The organism is Alcanivorax sp. 1008, assembly GCF_020667895.1.
Lineage (GTDB): Bacteria > Pseudomonadota > Gammaproteobacteria > Pseudomonadales > Alcanivoracaceae > PGZG01.
The window spans coordinates 83,786-99,844 of the sequence record NZ_JAFMPS010000002.1 but is presented as its reverse complement, the minus strand read 5'-3'; the positions used below and the strand labels follow the sequence as shown (position 1 = coordinate 99,844).

9 protein-coding genes are annotated in these 16,059 nt (G+C 54.0%); 4 read left to right on the top strand and 5 right to left on the bottom strand.

The annotated features are described in order from the left end of the window. Positions 1-744 precede the first annotated feature (744 nt). From J1C54_RS03265 to yrfG, 4 genes are all read right to left on the bottom strand, one after another. Positions 745-2,283, bottom strand: a complete 1,539-nt coding sequence (locus tag J1C54_RS03265; protein WP_229144458.1) for a phosphoenolpyruvate carboxykinase — start codon at positions 2,281-2,283, stop codon at positions 745-747. Between the two features lie 222 nt (positions 2,284-2,505). Next, complete coding sequence (gene hslO / locus J1C54_RS03260; protein WP_229144456.1) at positions 2,506-3,369, bottom strand: Hsp33 family molecular chaperone HslO; 864 nt, start codon at positions 3,367-3,369, stop codon at positions 2,506-2,508. Between the two features lie 31 nt (positions 3,370-3,400). Then, a complete protein-coding gene (locus tag J1C54_RS03255) occupies positions 3,401-3,784 on the bottom strand; it encodes an RNA-binding S4 domain-containing protein (RefSeq protein ID WP_229144455.1) in 384 nt (127 codons plus the stop codon). Continuing rightward, positions 3,781-4,452: a GMP/IMP nucleotidase gene (yrfG, locus tag J1C54_RS03250; RefSeq protein WP_229144454.1), complete on the bottom strand. Its 672-nt coding sequence runs from the start codon at positions 4,450-4,452 to the stop codon at positions 3,781-3,783. Before yrfG ends, J1C54_RS03255 begins: the two co-directional genes overlap by 4 nt. Before the next feature lie 68 nt (positions 4,453-4,520). On the opposite strand from yrfG, the gene cysQ reads away from it, so the two are divergent. The 4 genes from cysQ to J1C54_RS03230 all read left to right on the top strand — a co-directional run bounded on the left by cysQ (position 4,521) and on the right by J1C54_RS03230 (position 14,331). Beyond that, positions 4,521-5,339, top strand: coding sequence for a 3'(2'),5'-bisphosphate nucleotidase CysQ (cysQ, locus tag J1C54_RS03245; protein WP_229144452.1), 819 nt, complete (start codon positions 4,521-4,523; stop codon positions 5,337-5,339). A 47-nt stretch (positions 5,340-5,386) separates the two neighbouring features. Continuing rightward, a complete protein-coding gene (locus J1C54_RS03240; RefSeq protein WP_229144451.1) occupies positions 5,387-6,280 on the top strand; it encodes an alpha/beta hydrolase in 894 nt (297 codons plus the stop codon). Between the two features lie 306 nt (positions 6,281-6,586). Further along, on the top strand, positions 6,587-7,015 hold the full coding sequence (locus J1C54_RS03235) for a hypothetical protein (RefSeq protein ID WP_229144449.1): 429 nt from the start codon (positions 6,587-6,589) through the stop codon (positions 7,013-7,015). Between the two features lie 161 nt (positions 7,016-7,176). After that, positions 7,177-14,331, top strand: coding sequence for an RHS repeat-associated core domain-containing protein (locus J1C54_RS03230; protein ID WP_229144447.1), 7,155 nt, complete (start codon positions 7,177-7,179; stop codon positions 14,329-14,331). 596 nt (positions 14,332-14,927) lie between these two features. On the opposite strand, the gene J1C54_RS03225 is transcribed toward J1C54_RS03230, so the two are convergent. After that, the gene (locus tag J1C54_RS03225; RefSeq protein ID WP_229144446.1) at positions 14,928-15,974 is read right to left on the bottom strand and encodes a lipase secretion chaperone; all 1,047 of its coding nucleotides are present in this window, start codon (positions 15,972-15,974) and stop codon (positions 14,928-14,930) included. Between the last annotated feature and the right edge of the window lie 85 nt (positions 15,975-16,059).

Below are 16,059 nucleotides of genomic sequence, written 5' to 3'. Positions count from 1 at the left end.
GTCAATCGCAATATTCAGGGCTCCAACATCAAACCCGTCAATCAACGGTCGCTCAGCATGTCGAGCGAATCGATTACATTGCTTTTGGAAAAATCCTAGTCGTTGATACAGAACAGCCGGTTGAACCTCCACAAGCTCGCAAATGCGACGCATGGGAACCTTGTTAATCAGTGCCCGGAAGATGGCTTCATTCTTTTCGGGGTGGCGCTGTCGCAGTGTGGCCTTGGGGCTGAATGAGAAGACTTTGTGGCAGCGATTGCAGCGGTAGCGCCTTGAGCCACTGGAGTTTGTGCCAAAGCCAGCATACTCGTAAGGATGGAGTCGCAGAGGATGATGCCGGTTCTCGCAGTCATTGTTCTTGCAGGCAGGACCCAAGGGAGGGACATGAGGTGCCCAAAGCCGCTCTAGCTCCTCGCATATAGCCTGGTTGCTTCTAAGACGATTGTATCGCCCACACGCAGCGCAATGGAGGGCCTTTTGCCCGCCACCGGTGCCTACAACTCGGAAGCCGTCACGGATCTTCTTACCGTCTGAATTATTCTGAGGGTGGCGTCCATACTGCGGACATAGAGGGTTGTGGCAGGTATTCACCTGAATGCCCCCCGCTTCGGGAGGTACGCGAGGTTTAGTACCCATCCGATGTCCCTCAGATAAATGCTGAGGGTACATCGAATCAGGCAAACATCAACAGTTTAATTGAACGCCTCGCATGAGGCGGGCTCTTTTATTGCTGCCTGAAGTAGCTTACATCTTCGGGCCGGCAGCGCGAATGTCCTCTGAAACATCCGGGTACTTGTCAGCAAAGTTCTGCTGGAACTGGGCTGCCAGATGCTTGGCTTGAGCATCGTAAGCGGCCGGGTCTTTCCAGGTTTTCTTCGGTACCAGCAGGTCGTCGTCAACACCCGGAACGGATACCGGTACGTCCAGATTCAGGCCGTCAATGTGGACAGTATCCACGCTGTCCAGAGCACCGGAAACAATCGCGTTAACTACGCCGCGGGTGGTGGGAATGCTAAAGCGCTTGCCTTCACCGTAGGCACCACCGGTCCAGCCGGTGTTGACCAGAAATACCTGAGCGCCGAAAGCATCAACACGCTTCATCAGCAGCTCGGCATATTCACTAGCGCGACGCGGGAAGAACGGTGCGCCAAAGCAGGTGGAGAAGGTGCTCTTGATGCCTGAGCCTGCACCCATTTCGGTGGAGCCAACCAGCGCGGTGTAACCGGACAGGAAGTGGTAAGCAGCCGCTTCACGGGACAGCTTGGACACTGGCGGCAGTACGCCGGTCAGGTCGCAGGTGAGGAAGATGATGCGCTTCGGCTCACCGGCCAGGTTTTCAACCACGCGCTTGTCAACGTTCTGCAGCGGGTAGGCGGCACGGGTGTTTTGGGTTTTCGATACGTTGGTGTAATCAGGCACGCGGGTCTGCGGGTCGATGACTACGTTTTCCAGTACCGCACCAAACTTGATGGCGTTCCAGATTACCGGTTCGTTCTGCTGTGACAGGTCGATGCACTTGGCATAGCAACCGCCCTCGATATTGAACACCACGCCTTCGCCCCAGCCGTGCTCGTCGTCACCGATCAGGTAACGGGCCGGATCTGCGGACAGGGTGGTTTTGCCGGTGCCAGACAGGCCGAAGAACAGCACCACATCGCCGTCGTCACCAACGTTGGCGGAGCAATGCATGGGCAGCACGTCAGCTTCCGGCAGCAGGAAGTTCTGCACGGCGAACATGGCCTTCTTCATTTCGCCGGCGTACTCCATGCCAGCGATCAGCACGCGACGTTGGGCGAACTGGAAAATGACGCAGCCGTCAGAGTGGGTGCCGTCACGCTCCGGGTCACACTTGAAGTTGGCAGCGTGGAGAATTTCCCAGTTGTCTTTCCGCGCCGGGTTGTACTGGGACGGACGGATAAACAGGGTGTTGGCAAACAGGTTGTGCCAGGCGGTCTGGGTGGTCACCTTGACCGGGATATAGTGGGCCGGTGCCGAGCCGACATGCAGGTGCGAGGTAAAGGTGTCGCTCTGCTCGACGAACTGCTCCACCCGTGACCACAGGGCGTCGAATTTGGCTGCGTCAAATGCGCGGTTGATCGGGCCCCAGTGAATCTTGGCGCTGGTGGTCGGCTCATCAACGATAAAGCGATCCATCGGCGAACGACCGGTGCGATGACCGGTGTCGCATACCAGGGCGCCGTTGGCTGCCAGTTGGCCTTCGTTGCGCTGGATAGCCAGCTCGACGAGTTGAGAGGGGCTCAGATCAGTATACGCATTGGTCATGTCAGGCTTCCTGGGCTTGTGGCCGGCCGGTGTGGATTCAGTTCTGGTTATTTGCACGGCAGGTCGCCGCGCGGGCCCCGTGCCAGATGGACTGGCAGGGCGGCCGGAGGAGGCGATGGGCCCACCCGGCAGTTACGGCGCGCGATTATGCCAGAACATGGACAGGATGGCGACGCGGGATCGAGGATCGGCGTGACTGGCCCGTCTGCACCGGTGGGCTTTTTACAGTTGGTGGATCAGCTGGCCCAGATCCACTCGGTCGAAGTGTTCATCTCGGGAGCAGAAATCACAGCTGATGGTGGCGCTACCCTGTTCATGCAGAATGGCCTGCAGCTCCGTGCAGCCCAGAGACAGCAGTGTATCGGTCACTTTGTCCCGCGAGCAGGTGCACTGGAAGTGCAGCGGGGTCGGCGCGGTGACCTGCGGCGGGGTTTCATGGAACAGTCGGTGCAGCACGGTTTCCGCTGGCAGGTCGAGCAGCTCTTCCATGCTCAGGGTGTCGGCCAGCGTCACCACATGCTGCCAGATGGCGGCGTTGTACTCATGATCAGCGATCCGGTCTGGCAGGCGCTGCAGTAGCAAACCGGCGGCACGACCATTGCCGCCGGCCAGCCATAGCCGGGTTGGCAGCTGCTCGGACTGGCGGAAGTAGTCTTCCAGGCAGGCAGCCAGGGAGCTGCCCTCCAGTGGCACCACGCCCTGATACTGGCTGCCGCGCTCTGGGCGGATGGTGATGGCCATAACGCCGTTGTCACCGATCAGCTCATGTAAATGCGGTTGCTCGGTGCTGGCGGTGGTATCACTGAAGCGCGCCAGACCACGGATGCCGCCATCGTGGGTGGCCTCCGCCAGCAGCAGGCTGACGGCGCCATTACCCTGAGCCTGCAGACTCAGCCGTCCCTCGAATTTAAGGGTGCCAGTCATCAGCACCACGGCGGCCAGACTCTCTGCCAGCAGGCCCTGCACCACCATGGGGTAGTCCCGCGCGCTCAGCACTGGGGCGACACTGGCCTCAAGGCGGACGATTTCGCCGCGGATATCGGAATCGGGAAACAGAAAGCGCTGGCGTTGGTCTTGCTGGGACATGGAAGCCTCCGGGGGGATGCGGGCGGGCATTCTACATTTGATCGCGGCGAAATCTCTCCATGGCGCGACGTTCTTTCTTGTCAGGCCGATGATCCGGCCCGGCGCCGACCAGCTTGCGGTTGGCGGCGGCGGTTTCCCGGGCGGCAATGCTGGCCTCGGTTTCCCGGTACATTTTTGCCGCCTGCGGGGCACCGCCGCGCTTGTCGGAGACCTCCAATACTTCCACCTCGCGCAGGTCGTTGCCCTGACGCAGGCTGATCAGCATGCCCACTTTGACCGCCTTGGCCGGACGGCCACGATCGCCATCCACCTGTATCTTGCCGCCGTCGATCATGTCGCGGGCGATGCTGCGGGTTTTGTAGAACCGCGCTGCCCACAGCCACTTGTCCAGGCGGACTCCTTCAACGCTGCTCATGCCGGCTGCACTTTAGATGGCATCACATCGGCGAACCGGTCGATGGCCGGGAACGGGTTGGTGTGGGGGCGGGGCGTCTGGGTTGAATCGGGATGCAGGATGCTCCACAGATGGCCGACGCCATATTCCTTGCCGGCCTGCAGCACTGGCAACGAGTCATCCACCAGAATGCTGCGCTGGCGATCAAATGGCAGGTGCTGCTGCAGCGCCTCCCAGAACGGCGCGGACTCCTTGGCGGCGCCAAGTTCGTGGCTGGTGATCAGCTTGTCGAAATACTGCTCCAGCCCAGTAAGTGCCTTTTTTACCGCAAGGGTATCCGGGTGGGCGTTGGTGACCATAACGATATGCCGGCCGCTTTCCCTTAATGCACGCAGAAAATCTTCCGCCCCAGGGCGATAACAGATGCGGCTGGCCACGTCTCGCTTCAGCGAGGCGATGTCCAGCCCCAACTCCGAAGACCAGAAATCCAGGCAATACCAATTCAGGGTGCCCTGATGGCGGTCGATCCATTCCTTTATCAGCCGATGGGCCTGATCATTGGTCAGGCCGTTCACCTCGGCATATTTTTGCGGCACCACTTGCTGCCAGAACCAGTTATCAAAGGCCAGGTCCAGCAGGGTGCCGTCCATGTCCAGCAATACGGTGTCGATGTCGTTCCAGGCGATCATTTTTCCCAATGTCCTGCCAAGCAGTTAAGCTAACGCGCTCCAGTATGCCCGATCAGAAGAGACAGATCATGACCGACCGCCAATCCTTGCTCGATCCCGTTGCCGATATCGCCCGCCGTGCCGGCGCTGCCATTCTTGAGGTCTACAACGGCCCGGACTTCAATGTGGAACGCAAAGGTGACGATTCTCCGCTCACCGCCGCCGACCTTGCCGCCCACAAGCTGATCCTGAAAGGGTTGACTGAACTGACCCCGGATATCCCGGTGCACTCGGAAGAATCCGAAGGCATTACCTGGGAAATGCGTCGTGACTGGCAGCGCTACTGGCTGGTCGATCCGCTCGATGGCACCAAGGAGTTTATCAAGCGTAACGGCGAGTTCACCGTGAATATCGCCCTGATCGAAAACGGCGTGCCGGTGCTTGGCGTAGTCCATGTGCCAGTAATGGGCGTGACCTATCTGGGCGGCGAAGGCGTTGGTGCTTTCAAGGAAACAGAAGACGGCCGTCAGGCTATTCAGGTGCGCAGCACTCCTCCCCATACCATTGTCATGGTTGCCAGTCGCAGTCACGGCACCGATACCATCGCTGTTCTGGAGGGCTTGATCGGCCAGCGTCTTGCCCCGGTGGAGCTGACCAGCATGGGCTCGTCCCTGAAGCTGTGTCTGGTTGCCGAAGGCCGTGCTGACATTTATCCGCGTTTGGCGCCGACGTCGGAGTGGGATACTGCCGCTGCCGATGCCGTGGTGCGCGCCGCCGGCGGCACCGTGGTCAATACATCTTTCGAGCCACTGCAGTACAACAAGCAGGACATTCTCAACCCGCACTTCCTGGTACTCGGCGCCGGCGTCGATACCTGGAAATTCCTCGAACCCGTGCTGAAGTCGTAACAGCGATAGATCAATCAGGAACCAGACAAACTGACAGGGAGTTCATCATGTTCACGCGCACCGATCTTGCTTTTACCAGCCATGGCGTTACCTGCAAGGGTTACCTGTATATGCCGTCCGAAGCCAAAGGTCCGGTGCCCTGCGTGATCATGGGGCACGGCTTCGCCGCCACCCGCGAATGCGGCATCGCACCCTTTGCTGAAGCCTTCGCCAATGCCGGCTACGCTGCGTTCATGTTCGACTACCGCCACTTCGGCGCCAGCGGCGGTGAGCCGCGTCAGGTGCTGGTGCCGTCGCGGGAAGTGGAAGACTGGCTTTCCGCCATTGCCTTCGTGCGCAAGCTCGATGGCATAAAGCCGGACGCCATTGCCCTATGGGGCACATCGTTCGGCGGTGGCCTGGTCACTGTTGCCGCCGCGCGCGACGGCAACGTGCAGGCGATCATTGCCCAGTGCCCGATGATGGATGGTCTGGCATCCGTGTTTGAAGTGATCCGCTATGCCGGCATTGCTCAGGTTCTCAAGCTCAGCGCCCACGGCGTTGTGGATATCACCCGCGCCCTGCTGGGTATGTCACCGCACTACATCGCCTCCGCTGGCCGCCCCGGCGAAGTGGCAGCGATGAGCGCCGCCGATTGTTATGACGGCTATCTCGCCCTGATCCCTGAGGGCGTGCCCAATAAAGTTGCCGCACGTATTTCCGCCACACTGATGACCTTCCGCCCGGTAGCAGAAGCACACAAAGTTACCTGCCCGGCACTGATCCAGATTTGCGAGAAGGACACCGTTGCGCCCATGGCCGCAGCAGAGAAAGCCGCGAAGAAAATGAAGCGGGCTGAAGTGCGCCGTTATGAGATGGGACACTTTGATATTTATCAGGGGGATTATCGGGAGAAGAGTGTGGCGGATCAGTTGGAGTTTCTTCAGAGGTGCGTGCACTAAAAAAGAGCGACCTTACTGCTGACAGAATATATTCGTAGGCGCCGGAAATGTTTGGCGTTTTATGAAATATGATTTCGTGAAAAAAGTTCCATGTTATGAATATTTATCTTGACCATTTGATATGTTGACGTTAAAAAACAAACCCAGCACGGCAAGGACTGGCCGGATAGTGTCAGGATGACATCAGTCTTCTGAGTATCATTTCTTCCAGACCCTTCATTTTCCGTCGTGAATCTCGTCTTTGGCGCGAGAACGGCGGGCATGTGGCTATGCGCGGCAATTGCTAATAAATTTGGGGGTAAAATCATGAAGCTTTTTGGTAAACATATAATCTCATTTTTCGTTGTGTCTCTGATGGCCGCCAACGCCAATGCTGACAAAGTTTGGCTTTTTGAAGATGTCCTCATAGAGGCGGTGGTTCTTTCTGACGTGAGCGGGACCATCGCAGCTCAAATTCATATGGATCATGCAAATCAATCCGATAATAATTCTTATGTTTGCGCGCCAACTTCGCAAAACAAAATCGTGAGTTACTGGAATGGATCCGCCAGTTCGCTTTTGCAGACTTTCCTGTCCACTGCCATGGCGGCGCAGGCTCAAGGGCTCAGAGTCGATATCATGGTTGATACTTCCAGCTGCAACACAAGTAATAACTGGCCGAATGACGGCGCCAATGGGCTCGGGTTTTATCTTCAGGGAATTCGCATTAAAGGGCCAGATTACGACCTTCCGTAGTTTTGCTCCGATAAAAGTTTAGGTGAGTTCGTGGCGTTGGGCTGATTATTGCTAGCTCTGGGATGTGGGCGCGGCTAGGGCTGCCCCAGTTTTGCCGCCATTCTTTCTCAACTCCAGAAGTCAGTGTTTCAGTGTGCCTTGCGGCATGCTATGGGGGATCTATGCGCTTAATCTCGTTAACTTTCTTTCTGGCCTTGCTAGTTTCAGTGCCAGCCTGGGGGGCTTCTGCTAGCCACGCCTATTATGGTGATTTTAACGGCGATGGTGAGATTGACGTATATATAGCCCCCGAAAATAAGCTGCTGCCTATGGTGGTTCCTACTTCTCAGTTGTTGCCTCTCGCCCCCCAGTATCCGCCGATGATCGTATGGTCCATTGGAATGGCGGGGCAATCCAGTGAGATTCTTTCGAACAGCACGCTTGCCTACAGAAGGTCACTTATAAAGGCTTCCGAGTACACGGGAAGCGTGTTCATCGGTGACTTTGATGGTGATGGAGAGTCGGATATCTTTGTTCAGGCACCGATAGCCGGCATGCCTTCGCTGCAATGGTTCTCATATAGTAACTCTTCCCACAATGTACGTGCATTTGAAGACATTGACGGAATTTCTGTCAGTGCCGACGAGGCAGTCGTAACGCTATTTGACAGAAATGGCGATGGCCGAACTGATATTACAGTATCGCCTCTTAATGAAGTTCTTTCCTATACATCTCTGGCGGGGCTCGATGGAGAATGGCTGGATGTCTCGGTTGTTTCTACCGGGCTGAGCGATCCAATGGATGACAGCCTATACTTCCTGGCTGCGGCTGTCCCAGGTGGTGCCGATGTGGTGAATGGCGCCGCAAATTATTCCATTCCCATTAATTTGGTTCCTGGGTCTGCCGGGCTTGCGCCGGAGCTGTCGTTGAACTACTCCAGCGAGGCGGGATATAGCTATCTCGGCATGGGCTTCTCTATGCCCGGGTTCGACAATATATCTCGTTGTCCGACAGATTATTTGCGCAGCGGTGTGATAAAGGGGGTGCAGTATGACAACACCGACCGGCTCTGTTTTGGGGGCAATCCACTGATTCTTGTTTCCGGCTCCCATTTCTCGAATGGAGCTGAATATCGAACCGAGGCAGAAACGTATCAAAAGATAATCTACCACACGAGTAATGGCGGCTGGTTCTCAGTTCTTACCAAGGATGGGCTTGATAAGCGCTACGGTTTTGCGGCTGGCTCGGCCATGACTATTGGTAGTGTTAAGGCTCAGTGGGCACTCGATAGAGTGGCGGACAGAGTTGGAACATACTACATAATTGAGTATGTCGCAGATGGTACGGCAGCGAGGCCACTGAAAATATCCTACTCATTTAACGATAGCGTGCCAGCGGTAAGTGGCTATGCGGAAGTTCTCTTTAACTATGAAGATGACTCGTATAAGCAGAAATACTACAGACATGGCTCATTGCTTGATCAAAGTGGGTTGCTAACGTCTATTGTAAATAAGCTAGATGGGAACGTGGTTTCGGAATACAAGTTTGGGTATTCCAGAAACCCTATAACTGGCAGGGCGCGAGTTGAAAGAGTGTATCAGTGTGGAGCCGACAGCTACTGTGCTCTGCCAACAGTTTTGGCGTGGACCGATGGCGGTGGTGCCGGTTTTGATGCAGAAATTGTAACGCCAATTAGTACGCAGTATACGGAAATCTATGAGGGCTATACCTCCTGGGCTGATATTAACAGGGACGGGAATGCTGACTATTGCAGAATCCAAAGTGGCAATCCTATTCAGCGTGGGAAGCCATACAACGATACCATCTACAGGCACAAGCCGATTTGCTCTTTGGGAGATGGTGCGCAGTTCAACCAATCAATAGAACTGGATAAAACGTTCTACTCCCTTAGTGATCTCAATGGCACGCAAACATGGATCGATATAAATAGCGATGGATATCCAGATTTTTGTTACTTCTACGGAGATAGTGGCAAAGAGAAAACCAAGTGCATGCTCAGCTCTAGCGGAGAAAGCTTCGCTTCGGAGACACTGGTCGCTGAGCCGGCAAAGCCTGGTGTGCCCGGTAGTAGCGTCCTAGCCCGGTATTGGGTTGACTTCAATGCTGACGGCGCTGTTGATTTATGTATTGTTCATAGTGGTGGCGGCTATTGGCTGAGATGCGCACTCAGCACTTTCAATGCATCCAAGACGATTGGTTTCTCGGATTTCGTTCTACTTGGTGAAGTATGGCGTTATTCAAAGCTCAACTTTGCAGATGTTAACGGGGACTCTCTGCCGGACGTCTGCTACGGGAAGAAGAATGAGTTGAGGTGCGTGCTTAATGTCGGTGGCACGTCAATTGCTGACTTTAATCAGGCTGGTGAAGGGCACTGGTTAAGTACCAGTGTGATGGCTGGGTCAGAGATGAGGACCCAGTTTGTTGACTTCAATGGCGACAGTTATCTTGATTGGTGTCGGGTTGTCAAAAATGGTGGCCATAGGGCTGTATGTACTTTAGGTACGGGGGTGGGCTGGGGTGATGAGCTGATTTCGCCCGCCATACCTGTAGGTGGCGCGCTGTCTATTTGGACAGACATTAATGATGATGGCAGGGCGGATTGGTGCAGAAACTACGAAGGAAAAATCCGCTGCATAATTTCAAAGGGATATTCGTTTGGTCATGATCTTGTCGTTGGCACGGCGTGGGTTGACGGGGCAATCAAGATCATCAATGACTCCGATGAGATAACGGCAAGCACCACAGACCAAGACAGAACCTTCACCGATCTCGATGGTGACGGTGTTATGGAGTACTGCCAGTTTCGGTCTACCGAAAGTGACGCGGCAATTGAATGCTATGCTATGGAGGAGAAGGAGCTCTCGGATTACCTGCTGTCCGCCGTGAATGGATTCGGATTAAAGACAGAGTTCGATTATGCCTCGATCCGAGACCCAGAGGTATACAGCTATCAGGAAGATATGTATGACGGAATTCTTGATGTAACAGGGTCTTTGATTGTCGTTAAGAATGTGACGGTATCCGGGCCTAGTGGCACATCGGAGTCATCTGGTTATAAGTATGAGAGCTACGGCTACAGACCAGACTATTTTGGGCCTCTGGGTTACAAGAAAATTACTATTACTTCCGATGCAGGCAGGAAAGTTACTGAAATTAATTACTCTCAGGATGTCGAAAACCTCAAGGCTGGCTTGGTTTTAGGCAAGGTAACTCGATATTTTGGTGATGGCTTGCCGGCAAGCGGTGAGATTACTGAGCAAGTGGTTAATAGTTGGCTTGTCCGGACTCTCGACGGTGTTGGTAATCTGGCGACCAATTCAATTCCGGACATCTGGGATAATGATGCTGCGACAGACTATCGTTATTCTATTCATCTCGAAGGCTCTACGGTCAGTAAATATGACCTTAATGGTGTGAGTCTGGGGGTTAGCACGGCAACCAATACCTTCGATGGTTTTGGGAATGTCCTCACTACAACAGCCTCGAACACGCTTTCTGGACAGGCGTTCTCGACAGTCACGGCCAATACCTATGATAACGACACGACGTCTTGGGTGTTGTCGCGCATTCGTACCGCAGAAGTTACTGAGTCCGTGACCTACAACGGCATTACAGACAGCGATACTCGTAAAACTGCCTGGACCTATTACCCGCCAACACATGCCAATTGGCCAGGCCAGATTCACACTCAATCTATAGAGCCTGACGAAGTCGGAGGCCCCATCACAACGAACACATTCGTTTATGATGAGCTCGGCCTGCAGCGCTCAATAACGGTTGATGCCAGAGATGCGCTTAGTACGACCAGCTGGTCCTATCATGATAATCGCTACCGCTATATCAACCGGGAAGTTAATTCACTCGGGCATGAAATGCTGCACTACTATAATGACGAGCTGGCCAAGCGCTCTTCATCTGTCGGTGCCAATGGCTTGTCTGTCCACTGGACCTACGATGAGCTGGGGCGCGTTCTAACAGAAACTGCAGCCGACGGTGCAATAACCCATACTCAGTATCAGCTATGCAGCGGTACTTGCTATGGCGCGGTGCATCAGGTTAGCAAGCATGTGACCGGTGCGGCAGGGGCGGTACTTGCTCCGTCTTCGACTGTTTATTTCGATGAGTTCGGCCGTCAGGTGGCTACTCGTAGCCTTGGAGCGGACGGCACGCCAATACTAACGCTTGCTGAGTTTGATGCCGAGGGGCGTGAGCTGAGATCCAGTGAGCCGTTCTTTGACGGTGACCCCATATTTTGGAATACCATCAACGCGCGCGACCTGATGGGGCGGATCACTAGCCAATCTACAGCTGGTGGATTGAACCAGCTGACCACTTTCAGCGGATTACAATCAATATCGACGAGCTCTTGGATTGATCCGCTGGATAGCTCTTCCAAGGTACGTGCATACACTGCCCTGGTGGATCTCAAAGGTAATAAACGCCAAGTCACCGACGACCTGAACCAAGTCATCACTTACGAGTATGACGCCTACGGAAATCAGACCGCAGTTAATCAGCCTGGCGGCATTACTATTAGTCAGACGTTCGATGCCTATGGCCGCCGGGTGGCCATGTCGGATCCGGATGCTGGTAGCTGGCAGTATTTTTATGATGGTCTTGGACGTTTGCTGCTTCAGGAAAACGGTGCTGGCCAGCGTGTGTGTATGAGCTATGACAAGCTTGGCAGGATGGTAACGCGTACGGATGATTACCAGAATGCAGCTACCTGGCAGGCGGCCACTGCTAGTGCCGCCGCCGGTTGCTCGGGCCAAGCTGTCACCACGACTTGGATCTACGACACTATTTCTTCAGGCAAAGGGCGGCTGGATAGCGTTGTGCATACGGGTGGGTATGACCGCGCACTGACATATGATGCCATCGGCCGAGTTACCGACCAGGTGGTGACCTACCAATCGACCACATACGCGTTTGGTTCAGAGTATGACGCCAACGGTCGGCTAGTACGCTCATCAATGCCGGGTATTGAGTCCGGGCGTGCTCTCAAGACAGAGAATATCTATAACAGCCAGTTTGGGCACCTTGAGGCAATGAAGGGGGTCGATCCAGATGGCACTGCAGACGTTGTCTACTGGCAGCTTGGCGCAACCGATGCTCGGGGAAATGCAACAGAACAGTTTCTGCAGAACGGACTAATTCGAGTTGAGCAGTTATATCAGTCGGCCACTGGCCAGGTTGCGAATATCCGGGCAAAGCGTGTAGCTGATCCCGACTGGGCTATACAGAACATGGGTTTCGCGTTTGATGCTGTGGGATCACTGCGCCAGCGTGACGAGTACATAGGCTCTCAGCAGCAGATTGAGGAAACCTTCTCCTTCGATGTGCTTGGGCGCCTTACTGACAGCGCTGTAGTGAACCTTCTTGATTCGAACAAGAACTACACTCAGTCACTTACCTACGGCGGGGATGGCAATATTCTGACCAAGTCAGATGTTGGTTCATACAGCTACGGTGCATCCTGTCAGGTTAACGGTGTCACATATACACCGGGACCGCATGCAGTAACTAGCGTCAACGGCATCAGGAATGAAAGCTATTGCTACGACAATGCCGGCCGGATGATTCGTCACAACGGCAAGACCATCAGCTATAACGCGTTTAGCAAAACCACCGAGATTCTCAGTGCAGATGCGTCAATGACTTTTGTCTACGGCCCGGAAAGAGAGTTGCTGCAATCAAGTACCATCATTACTGGCGAGCAGGTTACCAAAGTGATGTTGTCGGGCTATGAACATATCACCCGCACCGTCGCCGGGGTAACGACGGTTGAGGAAAAGTACTATCTCTCTGGCAATATCCTTGTCACGGTGGTGGACGGTGCGGACGGCCTGGCTTCGCGACAGGAAGAATTCCTGTTCAAAGATCATATTGGTTCTGTGGTTGCCGTCGCAGACGCATTCGGCTCGGTTACATCAAGAATGAGTTTTGACCCCTGGGGGCGTCGTCGTGACTGGGTTGATTGGCAGGGTTTCTCGGATAGCCAGTGGTTGGATGGCGGCTTCCTGAGCGAAACCACCCAGAAGGGCTTTACTGGCCACGAGATGCTCGATGAAGTGGGCCTGATCCATATGGGCGGGCGGGTATATGACCCGACGTTGGGCCGCTTCCTGAGCACAGATCCGGTGGTTCAGCAGGACTACAATCTACAGAACTACAACCGCTATACCTATGTGCTGAATAATCCGGTTAGTTATACAGATCCGACGGGCTACTTTCTTCAGGCTGCAGTTGCGTACACCGTCTTCGCTGTTGGTGTTACTACTGTACTGGCTGTCGCTGCCTCTCCTTATATTGCTACAGCATATTTTCTAGCAAGAGAGCTAGGCCGTTTAGCGGCTAAAAACAAATTTGGAGGGCAGCTTCTACAGATTGTAGCAGTGGGTGGTTGTGTCATAGGGGGAGGAGGGCCAGGGTGTATTGCAATGGCCTCAGGATGGGCTACTACCGCCGTAGCCGTGGGGAATGGTGCTAGTTTTAGTCAGGCGCTAAGGCTCGGCGTGCGGGCAGCAGCAGTGGCCTATGTTGCGGCTAGTTTTGCAGAGGGTATTGGCGATGCAACCACCGGGAAAGGATTTGGCATTCATGCAGAAAAAGCGTTTGCTCATGGTTTGAATGGTACATGGGCGTCGGCGGCGATGGGGGGAGAACCTTTATCTGGGTTTGCATCCGGCATGGTTTCTAGTGTGGCAGGGGGGTATGCATCGGGATTTGATGATGCTACCGCTGCTATGATCACGGGCATGGCTGGTGGGCTATCCTCTGCTGCTGCGGGCGGAAAGTTTGAGCATGGCTTTATGTTGGGAGTTGTGACCTATCTGTTTAATCATGCTGGTGACCATGGACAAAAGAGATGCACTGGGCGACCGTGCCCTTCTACTGGTGGAAGTCAAAATCCTTATGAGCCTGGTCTGGGCGATTTCTTAGAGCTATTGGGAGATAGCTTTATGAACAACTTTAGGGTTGGCTCTCGTTTAGGTGCTGCCTTTGGTACGGGTGTTGGAGTTTCCGCCGACCACGATGTTGACTTTCAATCTCATAACCTTGATTTGGAAGCAATTAAAGGCGCTAAGCTTGAGTGGGGTTTGTCTATAGGTGGAACGGCCTACTCATCTGGAAAAATTGAAGGTTTTTATCAGGGGGTAGAATTTCGTGCTTGGGGCGGAGCTAAAGTTATATGGGATTATCAGGGAAATTTCGCTGTTTCAACTTCGCTTGCTTTTCCCGTTTCTCATGGGGGAGGAGTTGTGTCGGGTTATGCAACTACAGGTCAAGAAATATCTGATAATTTAATGAGGTAATAAAATGATATTTATGTACATGTTGGTTTTTTTAATTTGGTTTATTGGATTTTTTCTATATTTTTCGAGTTTGAAAAGGATAGATAAACATAGGGTTGAAAATAAAAGTGTAATTTTTTGTCATTCATATACTGGTCTGTCGGCGATGGGGTCAGATGCCCATTTTTTGAATAATTTGTGGTCAGGCAAGGCTATATCTGATCATGAAGATAAGGAGTTAGTCGAAATATTAAAAAGCGCGAGGGTCATGCTCCGCTTGCAAGTATATTACTCCGTATCAGTATTCTTGCTTTTAATGCTTATGTCTCAGTTTTAGAAAAATTTAGCTGAGGCTCTTATATTTGTCCAAGTAGCCTAATCGGGATTTTCTACCGCTGCTTGCCTTGTCGATAGGCCACACTGGGTCAATGGGGCCGGATTCAATCACAGCTAATTAATCTGGAGTCGTTATTCAGTTCTCGCAAAAAAGGAGACAGATCTATTTAGGGCGCTCGCATTCAATTTCCTTTAGCGGTGGGACGTCGCACGCAAGATTTCAATGCAGCCTTTTCTAAAAACGTCTCGGTAGATCAGGATCAGCAGGATGCCATCGATGATCAGAAGCTTGCCTGCTCTAATGACTTGACCCGTATTTGCTCCTGTTCATTAAAAAGTTTGCTCCTAACCGCATCAATCTGCCGCTCCTTGTCCGCCTCACTGATTCCCGTGTTCGCAAGAATCGCCTCCCGCTCCCGCAGCCAGCTATCGACCCGCTGCTGCCACTGCGCCCGCTCCTGATCCAGCTTCGCCAATCGCTCAGCCGCTTCCCGGCCGACCAGATTCTCTCGCATCTGCTGCAAGTTGGCGGGGTTGCCATCGGTTTCCTGCCATTGCTGCGTCAGTGTCTGTAGATCCTGATAGCGGGTGATATCGCGGATTGATTCCTGCAGCTCCGCCGGCAGCTGGTTTTCAAGGGCGGCCAGTTGGCTGGCGCGTTCTTCTGCGCTCAGGTCTTCGTTTTGCATGACTTCCAGTCGGGACAGGGTGTAGTGGTCGTAGGCTTCTTCCTCGGCAAAGAAAGCGTCGTTGGCCACGGCATCGAAGCGGCCGGCGCGAATCGCTTCCAGTTGTTCTTTCTGGGCGCGTAGTTGGGTGGGGTCGATGCCATTTACGGGTGTCGCTGGTGCATCAAGGGCGGCGACGTCGTCCAGATAGCCGAGATAGCTTTCCAGCAGTTGCTCTGCTTCGGCGGCGGCGTCTCCGGAAAGGGTGTTATGGATATAGGCGCGCAGGCGCTGAACGATGGTCGGCAATGATTCTTCGCCCTGGGCTGAAAGGAAATAATCAAACAGCTGGCGGATGCGATTGGTGATGATCAGGTTGCCGTCGGCATCAAGCTGGAAGCCACCATCAACGTCGGTGTCCTGCAGGGAGGCGGGCAGGTTTTCCAGGCCGGTAATAAATTGCTGATTGCCGTTGCTGGTTTTGCTTGCGGCAATAATGGCAGAGGCGATGGTGCCGCTGTTTTCCTTGCTCTGGTTTGCAGCCGTTAGAGCGGCAACGTGCTGTTGCTCTTCGGCCGGCATCTGCCACCAGGTCACCAGCGCAGTCATCAACACAAAAGCGGTAACAGGGGCAGCGATAAGATAGCGGGTGCGAGGCATGGGATCAGCTCTGTTGTTATTTTAGGGCAGTGTAAATGACAAGGCGCCCGTGTGGGCGCCTTGTTTGTATTGCCGGTTTGGGTGG